The organism is Virgibacillus chiguensis (genome assembly GCF_900129865.1).
In the GTDB taxonomy this organism is placed as follows: domain Bacteria; phylum Bacillota; class Bacilli; order Bacillales; family Amphibacillaceae; genus Virgibacillus; species Virgibacillus chiguensis.
In genome coordinates, this window is record NZ_FQXD01000030.1 from 1 (window position 1) to 24,155 (window position 24,155).

Consider the following 24,155-nt stretch of genomic DNA (forward strand, 5'->3'; position numbering starts at 1 on the left):
CCGGCAATTTTTATACAATCGGGCAATGACCCTGTAGGAAAGCAACGCCGGCCCCACTTCATGGATAGACCGAACGAAGGAATGTATGCGCGAAGACGCTGTGAGATGTGGGAGGGTTTGTCACCATGAGTATTGTGGGATGAGAAGGTGCGATCATAGCAGTGAAAATTCCCATTTTTTTCAAAAAGAGAAGGATGGCTTATTAAGTGCACCCTTCTACATTAAAATTATGCTTACACGGTCTTAAATATCGTTAATGAGTAAAAAATAAAATGAAATTCTAAGAAAAACAAAGAAAACAAGAGAAAACGTTAGTATATAGAGGGAGTATAAAAGTTTTAAGGGTTATAGTATAAGAAAAACTATGCCATTCGCCATAAGACTTGGCGATAAGTCCAGTTTTTCTAAACTTCTATAAACCATAAAGGCGCTATTAACGGTTAAGATCGGCAAAAGATATGTACGTATCGTATTGGTTTCCCATACATGCTTTTTCATGAAAAAGAAATACTATACGATAGGAGGTGTTTGAAATGGAAAAACAAAAATATTACGTCCAAATGGGGTCAGGAGAAATATCGCGGGTGAAGTATCACAATAATGATGAATTTGTTATTTACGCAACGGAACAAGAAATTGTGCAATTACGTGAAGCCTTCGATGAAGCAAATGCTTCTGGGATACGTTCATTCTTTCGTGCGCATATTCCAGCAGTTCCTTACCATAACGATGCAGCAAATGATGAGTATGACAGTGATATGGCAAGAGCGTTCAAACTTGTACATGATTTAGGAGATGAAAAAACGAAAGCGCATATTCAAAAAATGGGCATTTTAAACACGTATTTATAAGACCAAAAATGAAGCGTTAAAAAACTAATTTATTATGCCATTTGTGTGAGTAAAGGTTTATCTATTGGTATGGACAGGAATAGACTAGTAAGGAAAGGATCCTGCTCACACAAGGAGGTATATTGGAGATGAATAAACGACGCATCGTTTATAGCACAACCGTGCTTATCGTTACCATGTTATTATCGCTTGTAGTATTGCATATACAAACGCCAACTGCTTCAGGGGATGTACTAAAAGAAACAGCGCAAGCTACAGTTAATGCTGAAGCCACCCAGTTAACGGAAGAAAAAATAACGAACATAACAGAACAATTTATGAATATACTAGTGCAACCTATTCATAGAGATTATCGTGTGAAGAAATTAGGTTCTAAACAAGATCTGTATGAAAAGTTTAGCTCCATTGCTACATATTCAGTTGCTAAACCTTTTGTAGAGTATTATTATAGGGAAAAGAGCGATGGTCTGTACCTTCGCCCAACGAGTAAGCCAGCATGGTTTTTAAAAGGGGAGCCTTATGAAATCACTGAGCAAAGTGATAATCAAGTTATTATAACACAAACAAACGAAACAACTTTTTATGGCGATTACACAATAAAATTCGCATTTTCCTTTGATAAACAATGGAAAATAACAAATATTGAATATCCTAAATGAATTTTATGCCAATAAGTCCATATTGTAGTAACCCGTGTAGGCACATTTTCATATCGGGGCATTTCATCCATATAAGACTAGGAACAGAAACTTGTCTGCTACATTCTTACAGTATTTATAGAAATGTTAGGGATTTTACCGAAATGGGTGCTAGATATACAGTATTTGTGAGGAAGCACGAAAATGCAAATTTATTTTAAGGAAATGAAGTACTAGAGAAGGCGTTGAAAAAATGTATATATTTAAAGATTATTACCATAATGAAGTAAAATTATCCTTTGCAGATCAACCCTTTTCTAATTCTCCGCTTCATGTTTGGGTCATATGCGTATATAAAGATAAATGGCTGTTGACGAAGCATAAAGAAAGGGGATTGGAATTTCCAGGAGGGAAGGTAGAAAGAGGGGAAAGTGCAAAAGAAGCAGCTATTAGAGAAATTAAGGAAGAAACTGGAGGCATTGTTGAAAAAATAAGCTATGTTGGTCAATATTTTGTTTCTGGTAAGTTTGAAAATGTCGTTAAAAATGTTTATTTCGCAACAATTTGTTCATTGGAGGAACAAAAGACATATTATGAGACATGTGGGCCTGTTCTACTAGATCACATCCCTGTAGATGTGAAGCAACGTGAAGAGTACAGTTTTATGATGAAAGACAGTGTGTTAACGTATTGCTTATCACATTTGAACTTGCAGTTATGAAATAAGTTTTTTAAACCTACTAGGAGCTCGCGTCATAGTCTATCGTTGTTTTTGGTGGATTTTTCTGAGCATGTAATTGCTTTATTATTAAAGATCTATACGGCAGTAATTTCTGCCGTATAGATCTTTAATAGTATATAGTGTACGAGAAATGACAGCTTTTGGGTTATAAGTCAATGCTTCATTTCAAGCCTGTTTTATTTGATTAACCAGCTTTCTATTTTTTCCACAAGCTTATACATAATAGCTGCAAAAATAGCTATTAAAACTAAACTCATCATAACAAGCGAGAAGTCAAACACTTGAAAGCCATAAATAATTAAATAACCTAACCCTTGTTTTGAAACAAGAAATTCTCCCACAATGACGCCAACCCAGGAAAGCCCAACATTTACTTTTAGTGTAGAAATTATTGTTGGTAATGTGGCAGGGAAAACGGCGTGCTGAAATACTTGCCGTTTAGTTGCTCCAAAACTTTGCAGTACTTTTGCGTAATTAGGGTCTACTTCATTAAATGCTGAATAGACGACAAGTGTTGTAATGATTACGGATATAATGGCTCCCATTGCAATAATGGATACATATCCGGGTCCTAAGGCAACGATGATTATCGGGCCTAATGCTACTTTAGGCATGGCATTTAAGATAACAAGATAAGGATCTAATATGTTAGATAAACGCTTGGAAAACCATAGGGAGATGGCGAGGAAAACACCTACAATAGTTCCAATCAAAAATCCAGCGACTGTTTCTAATAAAGTGACTTGCATATGTGCGAGAAGTGACCCATCTTGCATCTTATCTACAATGACTTGATATATCGTAGAAGGAGAGCTAAATAATAATGGGTCGATCCAGTAAAATCGACTAGCGATCTCCCAAAAGAATACAAAACTGATTAGGATTAAAAGTTGCCAAATAAGCACATGCTTTTTTTCTTTTTGGACAGAGGATAAATATTGTTGAAATAATTGTTCTTCGGCATTGCTTTGAGCCATCCTTATTTACCTCCCCCTAAGAATGCGACATTTTTGCGATTATCCAATTCATCCCATACTTTATCAAATAATAGCTGATATTTAGGGTGCCTTCTTGCTAGAAATGGTTGTTCATTACGTAGCTCGATAGGCACGTCAAATACTTTCGATATGGTTCCAGGGTTTGTATTCATGACAAAGATACGATCACTCATAGCAATGGCCTCGCCAATATCATGCGTAACAAGTACGGTTGTTTTACGGTATGTTTTTAACAGTATTGCGACTAAATCCTCTAACTTTAATTTTGTTTGGTAGTCTAAAGCAGAAAAAGGCTCATCAAACAGTAAAATCATCGGGTCATTAATTAAAGTTCGTACGAGGGCTGCTCGTTGCCGCATCCCTCCTGATAATGCATCAGGATACGCAGTAGCTACATGTTCTATTCCCACTTCTTGTAAGAGTTCCATACCTTTTTCTTTTATTTTATTCGTAGCCGTCTGGTTTATTTTCGGCCCTAAAAGGATATTATCTAATATGTTTTTCCATGGAAATAAATAGTCTTGTTGCAACATATAGCCTATTTCTGAAGAAGGGGATTGGATTGCTTTTTCTTTTAAGCTAACATTTCCTTCTGTAGGCTGAATAATACCTGCCATAATAGAAAGAATTGTCGATTTTCCACAACCACTTGGTCCTAATAATGAAATAAACTCCCCTTCTTGAATAGATATAGATATATCCTTTAATGACTTTGTAGCTCCTTGCTTAGAAAAGTAGTAATGAGTAATATTTTCTAATGTTAAAAGTGTCATCACACACTCCCCTTAATCTTGTAATACATCCTTTGCAAATGTAGTATTGACGAGTTCTTCATAAGCTACATCTTCTGGTAATTCTCCCGCTTCTTCCATAATGTTTTTCAAGTTATTCCATGCATCTTTTTGTAATAATGGCTCCGTGGCAAAGGAACCTTGACTTTTATAGCGTTCTATAGATGAGGTTAGCATTTCTAACTCTGTATCTTCAAAATAAGGTTGAATCGTTTGAGCAATTTCTTTTGCAGGCTGCTCTGCAACCCATTGTTGTGCACGGTAAATAGCCTTCGTGAAATCCTTCATCTCTGCTTCGTGTTCATCCATATAGGTTTGTTTTGCCATATAAACGGTATATGGAACAATTCCTGATTCTTCTCCGAAAGAAGCAATAATATGGCCTTTTCCTTCCTTTTCAAATGCACTCGCAGTTGGTTCAAACAATTGTACATATTCAACATCTCCAGACACAAATGCACTAGGAATATGAGCAAACTCAATATTTTGTTGTAAGTTTAAGTCCTCATGTGGATCAATTCCTTGCTGTTTAAGTACGTATTCACCAACCATTTGTGGCATGCCCCCTTTACGTTGCCCTAAAAATGTTGTTCCCTTTAATTCATCCCAACTGAAATTTGATTTTTCTTCTTTTGCTACTAAAAAAGTTCCGTCTGTTTGCGTTAGTTGAGCAAAGTTAATAGCAATGTCTTTTGAATCTTGAGCATAGACGTAAATAGACGTTTCCGCTCCTACTAAAGCGATATCAGATCCATCTGATAATAGGGAAGTCATCGTTTTATCACCACCCCATGTGGTTTGTAATTCTACATCTAACCCCTCATCTTTAAAAAATCCTTTTTCTAAAGCGACATATTGCGGTGCATAAAAAATGGAACGAGTAACTTCAGCTAATTGAATTTTCTTATTGGTGTTTTCATTATTACAACTTGTTAAAAACAAGAGTATGCTACTGAAGAGCAGGAAAAATAGAATTTTTTTCATCCTATTTGCTCCTTTCTATAATTTCATTCGTCAAAACAGTTTATGATTGGATAGAAAAATGTGTGAATGCCTAGTTAATTAGAAAAATTTGGCTTGTCGTCAAGTTTTATGGCGAAAGCCTTTGTTTTCCTATATTTAAACCCTAAAAATATCCTTTTCTTTAGTGGGACAAAGGAGCAAGCGCCCGTTCACAATGTAATGGATCAAAAAAGATCAAGGAATCATGCCACTAAAACAGGGGTATGCCGACGTTGGGCTGTAAGCTCGTTTTTAGTCGACCTTCCTCTCAGGGATCGGACCGACCGATGATGACTTAGCTTAGGGCGCTGGAGCTGGACGTGGCTAAATAACTTAGTAAGTTTATCCACAGCTACTGCTAAATTTTATCAATTCCTTAATTTCCTAGATAATAAAAAAATCGACCTCTTTTTGAGGTCGATATGCAGCAGTAACTGCTATGGTAATACTTTATATAAAATTCCTTTTGGGATGAGGAAACATAAGTTAACCCTTAAAACTAGGGCCAGCATTAGCAATATCTTCACGAGCTTCCGTAAATTGTTTGAAATTCTCATGAAATTTCATTGCAAGCTGTTTTGCTGTTTGGTCATAAGCGGCTTTATCTTGCCACGTGTTTTTCGGAATTAATACTTCATCTGGGACTCCAGGCACATGCATTGGAATCTCCAATCCGAAAACTTGATCTTTTGTTGTTTCTACGCCATGTAATTCTCCTTCTAGAGCGGCATGAATCATAGCACGTGTATAAGATAGCTTCATACGCTTTCCTACACCGTAGGATCCTCCTGTCCAACCAGTATTAACGAGGAAGACATTTGATTGATAGGCATCAATTTTCTCCCCTAGCATAGCGGCATATTTAGATGGTGCTAACGGGAGGAACGGAGAACCGAAACAAGCTGAAAAGGTCGCCTGTGGTTCTGTTACGCCTCTTTCTGTACCTGCTAATTTACTCGTATAGCCACTTAGAAAGTGATACATAGCCTGTTCTTTTGTTAATTTACTAATTGGAGGCAATGTTCCGGACGCATCTGCAGTTAGAAAAATAATTGTATTTGGATGTCCTGCCATACTAGGAATTGCAATATTATCCATGTTCTCTAACGGATATGCTGCGCGCGTGTTTTCTGTTAAGCTTGTGTTATCATAATCAGGAATTCTAGATTGTTCATCTAAAACGACGTTTTCTAATACTGTGCCAAATTTAATGGCATCATAAATTTGTGGTTCCTTTTCCTGAGATAGATTGATACATTTAGCGTAACATCCGCCCTCGATATTAAATACACCATTAGGACCCCAACCGTGCTCATCATCACCAATTAGACGACGATATGGGTCAGCGGATAGCGTAGTTTTTCCTGTTCCTGACAAACCAAAAAATAAGGCAACGTCACCTTCATTACCTACGTTAGCAGAGCAATGCATCGATAATACATTACGTTGTGGCAATAAATAGTTCATAACGGAAAAAATAGACTTTTTAATTTCGCCAGCATACTCCGTTCCACCTATTAATACAATACGTTGTTTAAAGGATACAAGAATAAATGCTTCTGAATTTGTACCGTCTACTTTTGGGTCAGCTTTAAATGTTGGTGCAGATATAACAGTAAATTCTGGCTGATGCTTTTCTAGTTCTTCCTTCGTAGGTGTGATAAATAATTGTCTGGCAAAGAGATTGTGCCATGCATATTCATTAATTACTTGCAAAGGGAGACGGTATTCATGGTCTGCTCCAGCATATCCTTTAAAATGAAAGATTTCCGACTTGTTTTTTAAATAGGCAACGACTTTTTGATAAAGCTTATTGAAAGTCTCTTCGTTAACGGACCGATTTACCGTTCCCCAATCAACATACTTTTCGCTCATTTCATCTTCTACAATAAATTTATCTTTAGGAGAGCGACCAGTATAAGCTCCTGTTTCAGCTTGAACAGCACCAGTTGCTGATAACTTTCCTTCATTTCTAGCTAAAATTTTTTCTACAAGTTGTGGTACAGATAAATTCGACAACAAATGAGGATGTGCATATAATTCGGTTACAAATGATTTTTCTACCGTTTTCATTAGAAATACCTGCCTTTTAACTCAAATTTATTCATGTTCATGGAAGAAGAACGTATTTCATGTGTTTAATCTGTAAATAGTATAACACATTTATTCAAATAGTCCATACTAAATGTGATGAAATATAAAAAATTAAAGAAGATTTTATATGCCTCTCTGGTTTTTCTTACATTATAGAAAAGTACAAATTTTAGGTTTTATAGATTTAACTAGAAAAACAAGGCTTTCTCATAAGACTTGGTGACAAGCCAAGTTTTCTACTAGTATGTTGGTAAAGTGATTGAAAATATACCCAAATTAATTGACAGAAACCTACTATTTCGGTAAGCTGAATTGCGAACGGATCTCTTATTCAGAGTTGGTGGAGGGACAGCCCCGAAGAAACCCAGCAACCATCACGCATTTGTGAAAAGGTGCTAACCTGATGCAAGGTCATACGAAACCTTGAACAATAAGAGCGAAAGGATCGCTATTCCCTTTCCTCATGATAAGCAGGAAGGGGTTTTTTATACTGTAGAAAAGTATAAATTTTAAGCTCATAGTATAAGGAAGACTACCGCTTTCGCCATAGGAACTTGGCGTTTAAGTCAAGTTTTTCTATTGTTGAATGGATACAGGCAATCTAGCGCAGGATAACTAGAAGTATTTGTTCTTGTCATTATATATGCATATCTTATAATAATGTCATTTTAGATTTCTTTTGTTTATCGTGTGTCAGAGAAAACACCAATTAAGTAAATTTTCACGTTATATAGAGTTCCGTATCTGATTTTAAAGGAGGAAGTAGCAAAATGGCTACGAATCGACGTTTATTTACTTCTGAATCTGTAACAGAAGGTCACCCTGATAAAATATCAGATCAAATTTCTGATGCTATCTTAGATGAAATATTACAATCGGACCCTTATGCACGTGTTGCATGCGAGACAACCGTTACGACAGGTCTTGTATTAGTGGCAGGTGAAATATCTACGACTACTTATGTTGATATCCCAGCAGTCGTACGGAAAACAGTTGAAGAGATAGGTTATACGCGAGCAAAATTTGGTTTTGATGCCAAAACTTGTGCTGTATTAACGGCAATAGATGAGCAATCTCCAGACATTGCTGGAGGCGTAAATAAGGCATTGGAAGCAAGACAGGGACGAATGAGCGAGCAAGAAATCGATGCTATTGGAGCTGGTGACCAAGGTTTAATGTTTGGATTCGCTTGCGATGAAACGGAAGAATTAATGCCACTACCGATTTCTTTAGCACATAAGTTAGCTAAACGTTTGGCAGATGTTCGTAAAAGGCATATCTTAGATTACTTGAGACCAGATGGAAAAACACAAGTAACCATCGAATATGGAGAAGATGGGCAACCTATTCGAGTTGATACCATCGTCATTTCCACACAGCACCATCAAGATGTAACTGTGGAGCAAATTGAACAAGATTTACTGAAGCATGTTATTTCTCCAGTAGTCCCAGCACATTTGTTAGATGAAACAACAAAATACTTTATCAATCCAACTGGGCGATTTGTGATAGGTGGTCCACAAGGTGATGCAGGTTTAACTGGAAGAAAAATTATTGTGGATACGTATGGTGGTTATGCACGACATGGCGGTGGAGCATTTAGTGGTAAAGATGCAACGAAAGTAGATCGTTCTGCCGCTTATGCAGCAAGATATGTTGCAAAAAACATTGTCGCTGCAAAATTAGCTAAAAGTTGTGAAGTTCAACTAGCTTATGCAATTGGTGTAGCAGAACCGGTGTCAATTGCTATTGATACGTTTGGAACAGGAATCGTTCGTGAAGATGTATTGGTTCAAGCTGTGAGGAAGTTGTTCGACCTTCGTCCTGCTGGGATTATTCGTATGCTTGATTTACAACAGCCAATATTTAGAAATACAGCTGCATATGGTCACTTTGGGCGTACAGATGTTGTATTTCCTTGGGAAAAAACGGATAAAGTAGAAGAATTAATTGCATTAGTAAAAGAACAGCAGTAGAGTGAGCAATAGCATGACTTTTCGGTCGCTGGAGAGGTCATGTTTTTGTTTTACTGTAAGGAAGGGGAAGAAAGAGTTTTCTATCATGCTTTTTTCTCAGGTTTCTGGTTTGTGAAATGTGATAACAGACCAACAAGCGATAACTCGGTAGTTGTAAGATTTTCCATCCCGTTAAGTGGAAGTTTGAGGAGTGTTATAGTTGATACGGTTAAGCTAACGGAGGAAAAACACGGAGACTCTTCGAAAATGATGGAGGTGTTTCATTTACGTAACTTTCCTTGTCCTGTAGGAAAGCGCAGCGGGAAGACGCCGCAGAAAAAAGCGACTTCTTTTTTCGAGGAGCTAAGCGCCAGACCAAGGGAAGTGTAGTGTTTTTCCGTAGCGGTCACTAAAAATGTACATAAATAGAGTGCTGGAAATATAGAGGTTATAACTATGTCGAGAAAAACTTGACACATACCAAGTTTTCCTAAAAGTTTTTAACGAACGTTTGGTGTGGTATGATAGTAATGAAAAAAATGATGCGTACCATACGTTACTATATTTAATGAGAGAAGGTAGACAGCTATGTGTGGTTTTATCGGAATGATATTTGATAATCCTGTAGAACGAACAGAACAAGAAGTAGAATTATTTAAACAGCAAAATAATTTGATCACTCATCGAGGACCAGATGATGAAGGATACTATTTCGATTCTTATATTTCCTTTGGGTTCCGACGTTTGAGTATTATAGATATTGAAAGTGGTTCCCAACCATTAAGTTATAATGATGAACAAATATGGTTAGTTTTTAATGGTGAAATTTATAATTATATTGAATTGCGTAAACAATTACTTGCAGAAGGTTATGCATTTCAAACGGATTCTGATACAGAAGTAATTGCAGCTTTATTTGCAAAACATAAAGAGGGTGCTTTTCAGTATTTAAGAGGCATGTTCTCCATTCTTGTGTGGGATAAAGAGACGGAGCAATTGTATGGAGCTCGTGATCCTTTTGGAATTAAGCCGCTCTTTTATTATGAAAATTCCTTCGGGACCACATTTGCTTCTGAGAAAAAAAGCATCACACTAATGATGGACCAAGAAAAAGTAGACCAAGATGCGCTGCAGCATTATTTGAGCTTTCAATACGTACCTGAGCCAATGACGATGACTGCTGGCATAAAAAAAGTAGAACCAGGGCATTATTTTATTAAAAAACCTGGACAGCCTATTCAATTTACGCGTTATTGGCATGCAACTTTCCATCCTGTACTTCGTGAAAAGCAGGACTGGATTAAAAAAATTCAAGACGTCATGTATGATTCAGTAAATGTGCATATGCGCAGTGATGTTCCAGTAGGTTCATTTTTATCTGGAGGAATCGATTCAACGTTAATTGTTTCCATTGCGAAGGATATTAATCCAGCAATAAAAACATTTTCTGTCGGTTTTGAACGCGATGGATATTCTGAAGTTGATGTGGCCAAAGAAACAGCAGATAAATTAAATGTAGAGAACATTTCCTATATGATTTCTCCTCAAGAATATGTAGATCATTTACCAAAGATTATGTGGCATATGGATGATCCATTGGCTGATCCATCTTGTGTACCGTTATATTTTGTTTCTAGAGAAGCTAGAAAGCATGTAACAGTGGTTTTATCTGGAGAAGGCTCCGATGAACTTTTTGGCGGATACAATATTTATCGTGAACCGGATTCATTAAAGTATTTTGATAAAATGCCTTCTTTCATGAAAGGGTTGCTGAAACGAGTTTCTGCTGTACTACCTGAAGGAGTGAAAGGTAAAAGCTTTCTCGACCGTGGAACAACCCCATTGCGTGAACGTTATATTGGAAACGCAAAAATGTTTGAAGAAGAAGAGAAGAGGGAGCTATTAAAAACATATAATGAACAGTTATCTTATCAACAAGTAACTGGTAAGTTATTTGATCAAGTAAAAGATTATCCATATGTAAATCAGATGCAGTATGTGGACATCCATACTTGGATGCGTGGAGATATTTTATTAAAAGCAGACCGAGTAACAATGGCGCACTCTCTTGAATTACGAGTTCCATTTTTAGATAAAGAAGTATTTCGCATAGCAAATGAGATTCCAGTTGATTTAAAAATCGCCAATGGTACTACGAAAAGCTTGTTGCGTGAAGCTTCCAGAGGTATTGTACCTGACCATGTATTAGATCGTAAAAAATTAGGGTTTCCTGTTCCTATTCGTCATTGGTTGAAAAATGAGTTAAATGGTTGGGCAAAACAACTCATTCATGAAAGTGAAACCGACCATTTATTACACAAAAACTATATCCTTCAACTTCTAGACGATCATTGTCAAGGAAAAGGGGATTACAGTAGAAAAATTTGGACCGTGCTTATGTTTATGCTCTGGCATAAAAACTTTGTTGAGAAAAAGTTTGATGTATCAACATTGAATGAAAACACAGGAGAATTAATCTTCTCTTAGTACTATAAGAAATTTAAAAGTTTAAAGGTTTATAGTTGAGTAAAACTTGGCTTCCTCTATAAAGATTGGCATCAAGCCGAGTTTTTCTAATTATGTAATATTTTAAGTGGTGTAGTAGAAGGAGCGGCTTTCGCCCTAAAGAGATAAACCAAGTATTCCAAACATTATCTGAGGTTATTCTAATGTGAGATTAAAATTATATGACTTAATAAACAGGCGATCTTCCATTTATTTTGCAATGGTGATCGCCTGTTTTCCCATTTGTATCCAAGCAGCTTTGAACTCTTCAATAGGAGCCTTATCTGCTTTGTTTAATGGATCGTTAAAGTAAATGTAGTTTTCATCATATCCAGTAATTAAAACAGAGTGTTGCTTCATCGTAATGTCAATCTGCCCGTCTTTTGTGTGCCATGTAGTAAATTTATCTTTTGGTAGTTTATCATAAGTTGTGTTTATAATGACCCATACTGGCCGTTTATGGTTCAATTCTTCAATAACTGCTTGGAAGTCACTTCCTGTTAAATCATTTACGACATCACCTACGTATTTTTTTGCCAATTCAGCAATTGGTTTATGGTATACGCCCATCCCTGGGGTTTCAAAAGAGTACATATCGCCAACAAACCCATTATAAGGGTTACCAAAGTGGATTTTGCCGTCTTTTTTTCTGTATGGCGTAGGGTCTTTTTTCACTTGTTCAGCTAATTTCATTTTATCAACACGTATATCATAATGGTTTAGCAGCATGGATAAGGTTGTGACTTCACAACCTCTTGGTAGCTCAGGAAGTTGCTCTATCATTGGAGCTTTAATATTGACTGCTTTCTTTATCGTGTGTTTTGATAATTTGCTGACCTCAGGAGAATAGTGATTGTCTTCATGTACTGGGATAGCACTTTCTATTAATTGTTTAAAAGTTATTTTATGTTGCATGAAAAACATAGATAAAAGAGAAATGGCCGTGATAGAAAAAATAAAACCGTATAGGATAAACGATTTTTTCACCCATGTAATTTTTTGCTTAGAACTAACATAAAATAAGAAGGTAGCTAGAATACAACAAACACTAAATAAAATAATGTTCATTTTTACAATCTCCCCGTAGAATAAGTCCTAAATGCTATGCTATGAAAATGTCACCTTAGTTGAATAGTTGATTTCAGAAAAGCACTCGTCAAAATGAGAGGATGTTGCCACTTTTATGCTAAAAGAAAGTTTGATTAAATTACATTTCTTTTCAAGCTTACCCAATGACGAAAGAACTATTGTAATAAGGTGAATGATTAATGGTTGGTTTTGATTTCTTTTCTTTCATCGCATATACTAACTACAGTAATGTTTTTTGTACTATAGGAAAGTATAAAATTTTTTGGTTTATAGTATAAGAAAAAAATACAGCTTCCGCCACAAGCTGAGTTTTTCTAAAGATTGGAAAATGGAATGGTGTTATCTCTCCTTATTTAAATAACAGCTAGATTGGCAAAGCGCATTCTCCCTATATATCGGTTGATTGTAATGAAAGTTAAACTAAAAATGTATATATTACCTGTTTTGTTGTTTGTAAATAACTCCCTTTTCAACATAGGATTGGCAAATGCGTTGCATTTCTGCATAATCAGATTCTGTTAGCTCTCGGACGACTTTTGCTGGTCTACCTAGTGCTAATGTAAAAGGCGGAATCTTTTTATTAGGTGGGACAAGACTTCCTGCTCCAATAAATGCGTATTCTCCTATTTCTGAGCCATCCAGTAAAATAGAACCCATACCAATTAGAGCATGTTTTTGTATCGTTGTAGAGTGTAGCGTAGTTTGATGACCGACAGTAACATCACTTTCGATCGTTAATGGCATACCTGGGCTTTGATGTAGAACGGATAAGTCTTGAATACTAGTTCGTTCTCCAATATTGACAGGTGCAACATCACCGCGTATGACTGTTTTAAACCAGATACTTGATTGTGCACCGATTGTGACATCACCGATGATGCTTGCATCATTTGCTATAAATACAGAGTCATGAATAGTTGGAAATATTCCTTTATAAGGATGTATCATTTGAATCCTCCTAAAAAATATGCTGATAATAGTAATAGAAACAAATAAGGTAAAAGTGTTTGAAATTGGAACGGAGGCAAGACGTTGAGTATGGAAGTCCCAAGTACACCTATCCCTTTAATGATAACAGTTTATCGTAAGATCTTTCCAGCAGTAAGAGAGGAACTTGCTTTTTGGAAACAGCGAGCGAATGAAATCCCTGATCAAGAATTGCGTTATCAAGCACTGGCAAGTATGTCTGAAAAACAATTTCATTGCCAAGGTGGGGCAGTGTATGCGCTATTAGCAGGGAAAAGATGGAGAGATTGTGTACGTTTTATTGTAGCTTATCAAACAATAAGTGATTATTTAGATAATTTATGTGATCGAAGTACATCGCTAGACGCTAAATCTTTCGCGTTGTTACATACCTCCATGATTGATGCGCATTGTCCTAAGTCTTTACCAAAAGATTATTATGCGTTATTTGAGCATAAGCAAGACAATGGTTATTTGCAACAGCTCGTAAAAACCTGTAATGATATCGTTAGAAAGTTGGATGATATTCCAACATATCAAGAACAAGCAATAAAGTTGGCAGGCTTATATAGTGAGTTACAAGTGCATAAACACGTTATTCATGAGGAAAGAGTACCACGTTTAACAAAATGGTCTAATGAGAAAAATGCCTATTCGCTAGCTTGGTATGAATTTTCCGCTGCAGCTGGATCCACTTTGGGTGTTTTTTGTTTAATGGCCTACAGTTTAGCAGGCAGGTTGTATCGAAAGTTAGCTGATGAAATTGTAACAGCTTACTTTCCTTATATTCAAGGATTACATATTTTATTGGATTATTATATTGATCAGCAGGAAGATAAAGAGGAAGCTGATTTAAATTTTTGCTCATATTACAAAAACGAGTCAGTCATGCATGAACGATTCAAGTACTTTTGTGAGCAAGCAAAATTATATGCAGTTACCATACCTAACTCGAAATTCCATGTAATGGTCGTACAAGGATTAATCGGATTATATTTAGGGGACAATAAAGTGGGACAAATCTCTAATTCCAAACGTTTAAAGCGACTTCTTTTTCAAACGGCCGGATATCCTGCTATTTTTTTTCATCGAAACACAAGAATGTATTATTTTCTTAAATTTTTTAAACTACAAAGGACCGCTGTTACAAATAAGTAACAACGGTCCTGTACAGTTTTACTGATCTTGGGTAGGGTAGAACAGTAAATCAATATAAACGGAAATCATGTTATAAGGTTTTTATATTCCTTTATATGCGTCACGGTATATAGTTGCCAGTTCAGTAATTAAAGGCAATTTTGGGTTTGCTGTTGTACATTGGTCTTCAAAAGCTAATTCAGCTAGTTTATCTACTTTTGCTTCAAATGCTTGTTTGTTTACACCTGTGTCTTTAATGCTCATTGGGATATTTAGTTCTTTAGCAAGTTTAATAATAGCTTGTACTAAACTTTCTACTCCTTCTTCCACCGTTCTTGCTGGAAGCCCTAGCGCTTTTGCGATTTCTGCATAACGCTCATCTGCTATAAAGTATGCGTATTTAGGGAACGTAGCAAATTTTTCTGGTTTTTTAGCATTGTAACGGATAACATGCGGTAGTAATATCGTATTAGCTCTACCATGTGCAATGTTGAACGCTGCACCTAGTTTATGAGCTAAAGAGTGATTAATGCCTAAGAACGCATTGGAGAATGCCATTCCAGCAATTGTTGAAGCATTATGCATTTTTTCTCTAGCTAACTCATCATTTCCGTTATGATATGCTTTTGGCAAGTATTCAAAAACTAATTGAACTGCTTTAATTGCAAGCGCGTCAGTATAATCGTTTGCCAAATTGGACACATAAGCTTCAATGGCGTGTGTTAATACGTCCATACCAGTATCAGCTGTTACTTGTTTTGGCACAGACATGACAAATTGTGGATCAACTATAGCAACATTTGGTGTCATTTCATAATCTGCTAGCGGGTATTTTGTATCTGATTTTTTATCGGTAACCACTGTAAATGATGTTACTTCAGAACCTGTTCCTGACGTTGTTGGCACACATACCAATTGAGCTAGTCTTCCTAATTTCGGGTATTTGACGATACGTTTACGAATGTCCATGAATTTCTGTTTTAGAGCGTTAAAATCAGCATCTGGATGCTCGTAGAATAACCACATGGCTTTAGCAGCATCCATTGGAGATCCACCGCCAATAGCGATAATAACATCTGGTTCAAACTTTTGCATTAACGCAGTACCTTTGCGGATGGTTTCAATAGATGGATCAGCTTCGACATCTGAAAAAATTTCACAATGGACATAATCAGCACGTTTACGTAAATAGTAGAGAGCTTTATCTACATAACCTAATTCTACCATCATCGGATCAGTTACAATAAATGCTTTAGAGATGTCAGGCATTTTTTCTAAATATTGAATTGCATTTTTTTCAAAATAGATTTTAGGAGGTAGTTTAAACCATTGCATATTATTTCTCCTCCGAGCGACTTTTTTAATATTCATTAAATTGATTGTTCCGACGTTTGTTGATACGGAGTTTCCGCCATAAGTTCCACATCCTAATGTAAGGGAAGGCATATGGTTGTTATAAATATCGCCGATTCCTCCTTGAGAAGATGGTGAGTTTACAATCAGTCTACCTGCTTTCATCTTTAGAGAAAATGCTTCGATAACCTCTTGGTCAGTAGAATGAATGACTGCTGAATGTCCTAGTCCTCCAAAGTGTAGCATTTCATCGGCGCGCTTGAATCCTTCTTCTGTGCTATTTACTTTATAACAAGCTAATACAGGGCTTAATTTTTCTCTAGATAACGGATATTCTGGTCCAACACCTTCAATTTCAGCAAGTAAAATTTTAGTGTTCTTGGCCACATTTACTCCTGCCATCTTAGCAATTTCATATGCTGGTTTACCAACAATATCCGCATTTACTGCACAAGATGTAGGGTTAATAACCAGTTTTTCTACTTTCTTTCTTTCTGCTTCTGTTAGAAAATGACAATTATTAGCTACCATTTCATGTTTTACCGTGTCATATATTTCTTTATCAATAATAACTGCTTGTTCAGATGCACAGATCATTCCGTTGTCAAATGTTTTGGATAAAATGAGGTCATTGACAGCGCGCTTTATTTGTGCGGTTTTTTCTATATAACATGGTACATTTCCTGGGCCAACACCGAGGGCTGGCTTTCCAGAACTATATGCTGATTTCACCATTCCTGAACCACCAGTAGCAAGTATAAGTGATACGCCGTCATGATTCATTAATGTTTTCGTTGCTTCAACAGAAGGTGTTTCTATCCACTGAATACAATTTTTAGGCGCACCTGCTTTTACCGCGGCATCAAGTAATACTTTTGCTGCCTGACTGCTACATTTTTGAGCAGAAGGGTGGAAAGCGAAAATAATTGGGTTTCTCGTTTTAATGGAAATAAGTGATTTAAACATGGTTGTTGATGTTGGGTTTGTAACTGGTGTTATACCACAGATCACACCAGCTGGTTCAGCAATTTCAACCATTCCTTCTTGCTCATCCTCATGAATAACTCCAACCGTTTTATCATATTTAATGTTATGATAAATATATTCTGTTGCAAAGATGTTTTTAATAGCTTTATCTTCAAAGACGCCACGACCTGTTTCTTCAATGGCTAATTTAGCTAAAGGCATATGCTGATCAAGACCTGCTAATGCCATTTCTTTGACAATTGTATTAATAGCTTCTTGATCTAGCTGTTTTAAACCTTCCAATGACTCTTCTGCTTGGGAGATTAGTTGGTTAATTTTAGTGGAAACTAGCTCTTCAGTTCCTTTTGTTTTCTCAGTCATAATAGGACCCTCCTTAGTTTGTGAAACACTGAGCAATCTTTTTACACCCTCATTATATAATGGTTTTTTATAAATTTCCACACCTTTTGTGAAATAATGAGCAAACAATTTTAATTGGAAACGTTGTACTATAACAAGTAAACGATTACAAGGTTGATTTGTTAGTATTATGTATTTTTTGTGAACAGTGGGCTTTTAATTGTACAATTGAAAGTGGTGATATTTCCAATAAGAGGAGATCTCATTTAAACTAAAGTAAATCTTATTAGTAGCGAGTTTTTTTATTTCGATTTGTTTGTTCTTAAAGGCTCTTGCGAGTTAGAGTGGGCTGTTTTCCTCCCGCTTCAAACCTTTTCAAAATTGAAGTGGGTGTCTCAGCCATTGATACATTTCAAATCTAAACGGGGTCTACAGGTGTATTTTTATATAGGAAAGTATAGAGATTTAAAGTTTAAAATAGGCAAAATGAAGGTTTGAGTCTTCATAATGATTTGACAATAAGCCAAGTTTTCTAAAAAGAGAAGGATGGCTTATTAAGTGCCCCCTTCTACATTAAAAAAGCTTCCTAATACGGTCTTAAATATTGTTGATGCGTAAAAACAAAATGAAATTTTAAGAAAAACAAAGAAAACAAGAGAAAACGTTAGTATATAGAGGGAGTATAAAATTTGTTGCTTTTGGATACCGAATCAATGGAATAGCTATGTCTAGCTTCAGCGCCCAGCAACTAGGCGATTTGGCGAAATCGCCCTAAGCTAAGTCATCATCGGTTCGTTCTAAATAGGAAGGCCGACTAAAGACGGACTTGCCGGAGGGCGCCGGCATACTCCTGTTGCAGGAGCATGATTCCTAAAACTGCTGATTTGCTCCACTCGCTACATTGCTAAACGGGCGTCCCGAGCTTTTATTACACTATAGGAAAGTATAAATGTTTAAAGGTTTATGGTATAAGAAAAACTATGCTATTCGCCATAAGACTTGGCAAGCTAAGTTTTTCTGAATTTTCTTTTAGAAAAAGCGAACTAAAATGACAATTTTCTTTTAGTAAAGCCATTCCCCTTTTTTTCGATAGCGATAATAAATGGCGGGTTATTTCTTTGATTAATAAACCGATATTGTAACACATGATAGGAGCGTTGGCTCAGCTGCATTACATGTTTTAAAACAGCTTCTTTTTCTTCGTGTCCTCCTTCATGACCATAATAAACAACGATGACAATCAAGCCGTTTGGTTTTAGGAAATGTAATATTTTGTTGATGGCCATAATGGTGGAATTAGCATTGGTGATTATGGTTTTATCGCTTCTAGGCAGGTAACCAAGGTTAAATACTGCTCCTCCAACTAACATTTCTTTTGTAGGTAAGTATTTTTCTAAATGTTCATGGCTATCATGAATAATAGATACATTCTGTTTTTGATTTTCTTGCATTAACTGTCTAGTTGTTTGAATTGCTTGTTCTTGAATATCGAATGCTAAAACGTGGCCATTTTTACCAACAACATTACTTAAAAACAGCGTATCTTGGCCGTTTCCGCAAGTTGCGTCAATGACAGTTTCGTTTTTTTCAATAGTGGATTCTAATAAATAATGCGCATAGTGCAAAATTCCGTGTAACATGATTATCTCCTTTGCCAAAATTATTACTACTTATTTTAGCAGATGAAGTCACATGTTGTCTTGACAAAGATAAAATAATTCATTACAATTCGATATAATAAGATAATGACAATGCCAAGGAGTAGTAATAAATTATTTCAGGAATAGAGAGGCAATGGTAGGTGGAAATTGTCCCTGTTTATTTATGAACTCGCCTTGAGCTGTTGCAGGAGCGAAAATTGCAGAGTAGTTTCTGACGTATGTCCTCGTTACGGATTTCAAGTGAATGCTGATGAGCATTAAAATGGGTGGTACCGCGGGTGAAAGCATCTCGTCCCTTCTATGAAATTAGAAGGGACCGTGATGCTTTTTTTTATGGTCAAAGAAATTATCAAATTTAGCAGCTGTGGATAAACTTACTAAGTTATTTAGCCGCGTCCAGCGCCTAGCAAGTAGGCGACTTCACTCCATTGCCCTAAGCTAAGTTATCATCGGTTCGTTCTAAATAGGAAGGTTGACTAAAGACGGGCTTGCCGGAGGGCGCCGGCATACTCGTGTTGCAGGAGCATGATTCCTAAAACTTTCGTTGATTCGTTCCGCTCGCTCGTTGCTAAACGGGCGCCCCGAGCCTTTGTTCTTTCTATATAAACAGTATCATTTTTGAAATGGCTATGTTCAGTTGAACCTGAAACCTAATGTATCTAGAAAATTTAAACTAATAGGAGGAAAAACATGAGTTATCATCATCAGCAAATAGAGAAAAAATGGCAAACGTATTGGTTAGAAAATAAAACATTTAAAACAAATACGTTTTCTGAAAAGGAAAAGTTTTACGCGTTGGATATGTTCCCGTATCCATCTGGAGCTGGCTTGCATGTGGGGCATCCAGAAGGGTATACAGCTACAGATATTATATCGAGAATGAAGCGAATGCAAGGTTATGAGGTATTGCATCCAATGGGGTGGGATGCTTTTGGACTCCCTGCTGAACAGTATGCAATTGATACGGGGAATAGCCCGGCAGCTTTTACAGATAAAAATATAAATATATTTAAGCGACAAATTCAGGCTCTCGGCTTTTCTTATGATTGGGATCGCGAAGTTAATACAACAGATCCTAACTATTATAAGTGGACACAATGGATATTTATAAAAATGTATGAACACGGGCTAGCATATATGGATGAAGTCCCTGTCAATTGGTGCCCTGCTTTAGGTACGGTATTAGCGAATGAAGAAGTAATTGATGGGAAAAGCGAGCGGGGAGGGCATCCTGTTATTCGTAAACCAATGAAACAATGGATGCTACGGATCACTGCTTACGCAGATCGTCTTTTAGAAGATTTGGAAGAATTGGATTGGCCAGAGAGTTTAAAGGATATGCAACGAAATTGGATTGGCAAATCAGAAGGTGCTGAGGTTAGCTTTGAAATTGAGTCATTGAATGAAGCGTTTACTGTTTTTACAACTAGACCAGATACACTATTTGGCGCAACCTATGCTGTTTTAGCACCTGAGCACCCTTTGGTAAAGAAAATTGTAACAGATAAACAAAAAGATGATGTTGAAAAGTATATTCATGAGATCGAAACGAAGTCAGACCTAGAACGAACAGAATTGTCGAAAGAAAAAACAGGTGTTTTTACAGGGGCATATGCTATTAATCCTGTGAATGGGGAGAAAATGCCAATATGGATTGCGGATTATGTATTAATGAGTTACGGTTCAGGTGCAATTATGGCTGTTCCAGCACATGATGAAAGAGACTACGAATTTGCTACTAAATTTGAACTCCCTATTGTTGAGGTTGTTGCAGGCGGAGACATTACAAAAGGAGCTTATAGTGGGGAAGGCGAGCATATTAATTCTGGGTTTTTAAATGGTTTAGGTAAAGACGAAGCAATTATGAAAATGATTGCGTGGTTAGAGGAACACGGAAAAGGTACAAAAAAAATCACCTACCGTCTTCGCGATTGGTTGTTCGCTAGACAACGTTATTGGGGTGAACCTATTCCTATAATTCACTGGGAAGACGGAACGATGACAACTGTTCCTGAAGAAGAATTGCCATTAGAATTACCGTCTATGAATAATATTCAACCATCAGGAACGGGAGAATCGCCACTAGCAAATGCTGAGGAATGGGTAAATGTCATTAATACCGAAACGGGTATGAAAGGAAGGAGAGAAACGAACACCATGCCGCAGTGGGCGGGAAGTTGCTGGTATTTCTTACGCTATATTGATCCGGAAAATTCTAAGCAATTAGCTGCTCCTGATGCACTCCAACAATGGCTGCCTGTCGATCTATATATTGGTGGTGCTGAGCATGCTGTTCTTCACCTGCTATATGCGCGTTTTTGGCATAAGTTTTTATATGATATTGGGGTTGTCCCTACGAAAGAGCCGTTTACAAAGCTGTTTAATCAAGGGATGATCTTGGGAGAAGGCAATGAGAAAATGAGTAAATCTAAAGGTAATGTCGTTAATCCTGACGACGTTATAGAATCTCATGGTGCAGATACTTTACGACTTTATGAAATGTTCATGGGTCCGCTAGATGCTTCTGTTGCGTGGTCAGAAAATGGGCTGGATGGCTCACGTCGCTTCCTCGATCGCGTTTGGCGCTTAACTATTGAGGATGATGGGCAACTTTCTAGAAAGATTATTGAAGAAAATGATGGCACTTTAGATAAAACTTACCATGAAACGGTAAAGAAAGTGACGGAGGACTTTGAAAATTTGCATTTTAATACAGCTATCTCTCAAATGATGGTGTTTGTGAATGAATGTAATAAAGCGGAATATATTCCTAAAAAATATGTGGAAGGATTTATAAAAATGCTATCCCCAATTGCGCCACATATTGCTGAGGAAATATGGCTAAAGTTAGGTCATTCCGAAACGATCACTTATGAACCTTGGCCTGTATATGATGAAGAAAAGCTGATAGAAAATGAAGTGGAAATTGTCTTGCAAGTGATGGGGAAAGTTCGTGCTAAAGTAAATGTTTCCAAAGATGTTTCAAAAGAAGAATTAGAAAAAATAGCTTTAGAAAATGAAAAGATTAAAGATTTAATTACAGATAAAACAATTCGGAAAGTCGTTGTTGTACCAGGGAAACTAGTTAATATCGTTGCCAATTAATCCACATGTTGCTGTTCTTAACAAGGATACTTCTAAGAGCAGCGGGCTGTAGCGCAATCAGATAATTGATTGTGTAACACCCTCCTTTGCTTAAAAATAAAGTGCCGCAGAACGCTAGCTTTCACAGTCGTTTGCAAGGAGTGAAAAGAGCGAACTGCATGGCACTTATATGTTGAACTAATTTATTTAAATTAATGGGTCTTTATTTAGATGGAACCCATTTAGTATTTAAAATAATCCAATTATCGTTTTCGAAATACCATATAGTCTCTACGGTTCCTAATCGGTCGGCGTGGTATGCGCCGCTAATTTGTTGATAACTTTTTAGGCCATATCCTTTACTATCGCTTATTTTAAAGACTTCAAAAAAAGCGATTGGGTCAATCAAAACAGATTGGTTTTGCGAATGTAAGCTACCGTCTTTATTATAAATACCAAGTCGAATATAATCTTGAGCACGATTTTTAATATCTATTGTAATTGGCTTACTCGTAGCTGTTAATGTTATATTAATTTTAAAATTAGGTTGGAAATAACCGCTTAAATACATTTGTTTAGGTAATGGTATTTTTTCCATTTGGGTGTGAATGATGGTATTTAGCTGGTAATTATAAAGCCCGCCACTTCCTCCAGTGGCACTTTGATAAAATATATCTTTTATTCCATCGTGATTCAAATCGACAAACTGTAAAAAAGGGTCATAACCGCCATTGTAAGAGATCTTCCATTGATTATCATTATTAGAAATCTCTGCCCATATTTCACGATAGTATGTTGAATCCGCAGAAAAAAGCGTACCCATTAATTTAATTGTCTCTGGATGATTATCGCCAGTTACATCAGCACGATATGTCTTAATTAAATTCGGCTTTGTTTCTTCTGCAATAGCTGAACTAGAAATAAAAACAAGAAGAAACACACTACATAGAATAAAACAAGTATGCTTACCTTTCATGATTACACTACCCTTCTATGATGTTAGCTTTAGATTGTGTTGCAAACTTGAAAGTTATCCATTAAAAAATTATTATTAAAATAGGAAAGGTTTGAGGTGATAAAGTGAAAGAGTTAACCCCAGAGCAAGTGGAGAAGAAGTTAGAAAATAACGATGGTACGTTGGAACTTATTGATGTACGTGAAGTAGAAGAGGTAGCCCAAGGCAGAATCCCTCACATAACGCATATTCCTTTAGCGCAAATACCAGAGGAAGCAGAAAAACTAGATAAGTCTAAGCAATATATTATGGTCTGTAGATCGGGGAGAAGGAGTGAAAGAGCAGCCTCCTATTTACATAAACAAGGATTTGATGTAGCAAATATGGTTGGTGGCATGTTAGAATGGCGTGGAGAAATCATAAATTAAAAAAATATAGGAGAGGGCTTGACTTTTCTCCTATAATCCTTTAGTATTGATTTTGCTGTCAAAAATAAGCAGTTCTATTTCATTATTAGACAGCATTGAGTTGACTATGATTGTTTTACATGATATACTTGTTATCCGCATTAATCACATTGTGGTTTGGTGCAAAAGTTATTTTGGCTATGTGCTTGACAAATATAACATAACAGGTTATGATTGTTAAGTTGCTAAAAAACATTACATTATTTGCTCTTTGAAAACTGAACAAAACAACCAGTATGTCAAGGAAAAAACAAACCCTGTTTTTTCTTAAGAAATAAACTGAGAGAAATCTCAGCAGCTAAGAATGATGAAGAACGGTGTTCATCATCACAAACTTTTATGGAGAGTTTGATCTTGGCTCAGGACGAACGCTGGCGGCGTGCCTAATACATGCAAGTCGAGCGCGGGAAGCAAGTAGATCTCCTTCGGGAGTGACGCTTGTGGAACGAGCGGCGGACGGGTGAGTAACACGTGGGCAACCTACCTGTAAGACTGGGATAACCCCGGGAAACCGGGGCTAATACCGGATGAAACAAAGCGT

17 protein-coding genes, 1 rRNA gene, 1 riboswitch and 1 other annotated feature are annotated in these 24,155 nt (G+C 36.7%); of the genes, 9 read left to right on the forward strand and 9 right to left on the reverse strand.

Annotated elements, in window-relative coordinates:
• Window positions 1–533: 533 nt before the first annotated feature.
• The 3 genes from BUB45_RS18805 to ytkD all read left to right on the forward strand — a co-directional run bounded on the left by BUB45_RS18805 (window position 534) and on the right by ytkD (window position 2,210).
• On the forward strand, window positions 534–851 hold the full coding sequence (locus tag BUB45_RS18805) for a hydrolase (RefSeq protein WP_073013365.1): 318 nt from the start codon (window positions 534–536) through the stop codon (window positions 849–851).
• Between the two features lie 128 nt (window positions 852–979).
• Complete coding sequence (locus BUB45_RS18810; RefSeq protein WP_073013367.1) at window positions 980–1,510, forward strand: hypothetical protein; 531 nt, start codon at window positions 980–982, stop codon at window positions 1,508–1,510.
• A 232-nt stretch (window positions 1,511–1,742) separates the two neighbouring features.
• Entirely contained in the window at window positions 1,743–2,210 is a 468-nt protein-coding gene (gene ytkD / locus BUB45_RS18815) for an RNA deprotection pyrophosphohydrolase (RefSeq protein ID WP_073013368.1), read from the forward strand.
• Between the two features lie 197 nt (window positions 2,211–2,407).
• Here ytkD and BUB45_RS18820 read toward each other — a convergent pair whose 3' ends face one another.
• The 4 genes from BUB45_RS18820 to pckA form a co-directional block, all read right to left on the reverse strand.
• The gene (locus BUB45_RS18820; protein WP_073013370.1) at window positions 2,408–3,208 is read right to left on the reverse strand and encodes an ABC transporter permease; all 801 of its coding nucleotides are present in this window, start codon (window positions 3,206–3,208) and stop codon (window positions 2,408–2,410) included.
• A gap of 2 nt (window positions 3,209–3,210) precedes the next feature.
• Window positions 3,211–4,002 carry an ABC transporter ATP-binding protein gene (locus BUB45_RS18825; protein ID WP_073013372.1) on the reverse strand — a complete coding sequence of 264 codons (792 nt, stop codon included), beginning with the start codon at window positions 4,000–4,002 and terminating at the stop codon, window positions 3,211–3,213.
• A 12-nt stretch (window positions 4,003–4,014) separates the two neighbouring features.
• The gene (locus BUB45_RS18830) at window positions 4,015–5,004 is read right to left on the reverse strand and encodes an ABC transporter substrate-binding protein (RefSeq protein ID WP_073013374.1); all 990 of its coding nucleotides are present in this window, start codon (window positions 5,002–5,004) and stop codon (window positions 4,015–4,017) included.
• A gap of 504 nt (window positions 5,005–5,508) precedes the next feature.
• Window positions 5,509–7,095, reverse strand: coding sequence for a phosphoenolpyruvate carboxykinase (ATP) (gene pckA, locus BUB45_RS18835; RefSeq protein WP_073013376.1), 1,587 nt, complete (start codon window positions 7,093–7,095; stop codon window positions 5,509–5,511).
• Between the two features lie 345 nt (window positions 7,096–7,440).
• A riboswitch (SAM riboswitch) is annotated at window positions 7,441–7,553 on the forward strand.
• Between the two features lie 333 nt (window positions 7,554–7,886).
• Between pckA and metK the strand changes: the two genes are divergently transcribed.
• On the forward strand, window positions 7,887–9,092 hold the full coding sequence (metK, locus tag BUB45_RS18840; protein ID WP_073013378.1) for a methionine adenosyltransferase: 1,206 nt from the start codon (window positions 7,887–7,889) through the stop codon (window positions 9,090–9,092).
• A 567-nt stretch (window positions 9,093–9,659) separates the two neighbouring features.
• On the forward strand, window positions 9,660–11,558 hold the full coding sequence (gene asnB, locus BUB45_RS18850) for an asparagine synthase (glutamine-hydrolyzing) (protein ID WP_073013382.1): 1,899 nt from the start codon (window positions 9,660–9,662) through the stop codon (window positions 11,556–11,558).
• 228 nt (window positions 11,559–11,786) lie between these two features.
• Here asnB and BUB45_RS18855 read toward each other — a convergent pair whose 3' ends face one another.
• Window positions 11,787–12,644: a C39 family peptidase gene (locus BUB45_RS18855; protein WP_073013384.1), complete on the reverse strand. Its 858-nt coding sequence runs from the start codon at window positions 12,642–12,644 to the stop codon at window positions 11,787–11,789.
• A gap of 456 nt (window positions 12,645–13,100) precedes the next feature.
• A complete protein-coding gene (locus tag BUB45_RS18860) occupies window positions 13,101–13,613 on the reverse strand; it encodes a gamma carbonic anhydrase (RefSeq protein WP_073013386.1) in 513 nt (170 codons plus the stop codon).
• A gap of 90 nt (window positions 13,614–13,703) precedes the next feature.
• Here BUB45_RS18860 and BUB45_RS18865 point away from each other — a divergent pair, with 90 nt between their 5' ends.
• Complete coding sequence (locus tag BUB45_RS18865) at window positions 13,704–14,789, forward strand: tetraprenyl-beta-curcumene synthase family protein (RefSeq protein WP_073013397.1); 1,086 nt, start codon at window positions 13,704–13,706, stop codon at window positions 14,787–14,789.
• Window positions 14,790–14,870: 81 nt separating this feature from the next.
• Here the strand turns inward: BUB45_RS18865 and adhE are convergent, their stop codons facing one another.
• Complete coding sequence (gene adhE, locus BUB45_RS18870; protein WP_073013388.1) at window positions 14,871–17,468, reverse strand: bifunctional acetaldehyde-CoA/alcohol dehydrogenase; 2,598 nt, start codon at window positions 17,466–17,468, stop codon at window positions 14,871–14,873.
• 1,022 nt (window positions 17,469–18,490) lie between these two features.
• Entirely contained in the window at window positions 18,491–19,087 is a 597-nt protein-coding gene (gene mnmM / locus BUB45_RS18875) for a tRNA 5-(aminomethyl)-2-thiouridylate-methyltransferase MnmM (protein WP_073013390.1), read from the reverse strand.
• 102 nt (window positions 19,088–19,189) lie between these two features.
• Window positions 19,190–19,408 (forward strand) — a binding site (T-box leader).
• Between the two features lie 390 nt (window positions 19,409–19,798).
• Between mnmM and leuS the strand changes: the two genes are divergently transcribed.
• Window positions 19,799–22,213, forward strand: coding sequence for a leucine--tRNA ligase (leuS, locus tag BUB45_RS18880; protein ID WP_073013392.1), 2,415 nt, complete (start codon window positions 19,799–19,801; stop codon window positions 22,211–22,213).
• Between the two features lie 202 nt (window positions 22,214–22,415).
• Here the strand turns inward: leuS and BUB45_RS18885 are convergent, their stop codons facing one another.
• The gene (locus BUB45_RS18885) at window positions 22,416–23,168 is read right to left on the reverse strand and encodes a hypothetical protein (RefSeq protein ID WP_073013394.1); all 753 of its coding nucleotides are present in this window, start codon (window positions 23,166–23,168) and stop codon (window positions 22,416–22,418) included.
• A gap of 104 nt (window positions 23,169–23,272) precedes the next feature.
• Between BUB45_RS18885 and BUB45_RS18890 the strand changes: the two genes are divergently transcribed.
• Together BUB45_RS18890 and BUB45_RS18895 are read left to right on the forward strand one after the other, a co-directional pair.
• Window positions 23,273–23,575, forward strand: a complete 303-nt coding sequence (locus tag BUB45_RS18890) for a rhodanese-like domain-containing protein (RefSeq protein WP_073013395.1) — start codon at window positions 23,273–23,275, stop codon at window positions 23,573–23,575.
• A gap of 375 nt (window positions 23,576–23,950) precedes the next feature.
• Window positions 23,951–24,155: ribosomal RNA gene (locus tag BUB45_RS18895) — 16S ribosomal RNA — on the forward strand; the annotation flags it as partial.

Bases quoted from the DNA above. Each gene is read 5' to 3' on its own strand.
- BUB45_RS18810 (WP_073013367.1), top strand. From the start codon at position 980: ATGAATAAACGACGCATCGTTTATAGCACAACCGTGCTTATCGTTACC.
- mnmM (WP_073013390.1), bottom strand. From the start codon at position 19,087: ATGTTACACGGAATTTTGCACTATGCGCATTATTTATTAGAATCCACT.
- BUB45_RS18885 (WP_073013394.1), bottom strand. From the start codon at position 23,168: ATGAAAGGTAAGCATACTTGTTTTATTCTATGTAGTGTGTTTCTTCTT.
- pckA (WP_073013376.1), bottom strand. From the start codon at position 7,095: ATGAAAACGGTAGAAAAATCATTTGTAACCGAATTATATGCACATCCT.
- adhE (WP_073013388.1), bottom strand. From the start codon at position 17,468: ATGACTGAGAAAACAAAAGGAACTGAAGAGCTAGTTTCCACTAAAATT.
- BUB45_RS18855 (WP_073013384.1), bottom strand. From the start codon at position 12,644: ATGAACATTATTTTATTTAGTGTTTGTTGTATTCTAGCTACCTTCTTA.
- ytkD (WP_073013368.1), top strand. From the start codon at position 1,743: ATGTATATATTTAAAGATTATTACCATAATGAAGTAAAATTATCCTTT.
- BUB45_RS18820 (WP_073013370.1), bottom strand. From the start codon at position 3,208: ATGGCTCAAAGCAATGCCGAAGAACAATTATTTCAACAATATTTATCC.
- BUB45_RS18830 (WP_073013374.1), bottom strand. From the start codon at position 5,004: ATGAAAAAAATTCTATTTTTCCTGCTCTTCAGTAGCATACTCTTGTTT.
- BUB45_RS18825 (WP_073013372.1), bottom strand. From the start codon at position 4,002: ATGACACTTTTAACATTAGAAAATATTACTCATTACTACTTTTCTAAG.
- BUB45_RS18860 (WP_073013386.1), bottom strand. From the start codon at position 13,613: ATGATACATCCTTATAAAGGAATATTTCCAACTATTCATGACTCTGTA.
- asnB (WP_073013382.1), top strand. From the start codon at position 9,660: ATGTGTGGTTTTATCGGAATGATATTTGATAATCCTGTAGAACGAACA.
- metK (WP_073013378.1), top strand. From the start codon at position 7,887: ATGGCTACGAATCGACGTTTATTTACTTCTGAATCTGTAACAGAAGGT.
- BUB45_RS18865 (WP_073013397.1), top strand. From the start codon at position 13,704: ATGGAAGTCCCAAGTACACCTATCCCTTTAATGATAACAGTTTATCGT.
- BUB45_RS18805 (WP_073013365.1), top strand. From the start codon at position 534: ATGGAAAAACAAAAATATTACGTCCAAATGGGGTCAGGAGAAATATCG.
- leuS (WP_073013392.1), top strand. From the start codon at position 19,799: ATGAGTTATCATCATCAGCAAATAGAGAAAAAATGGCAAACGTATTGG.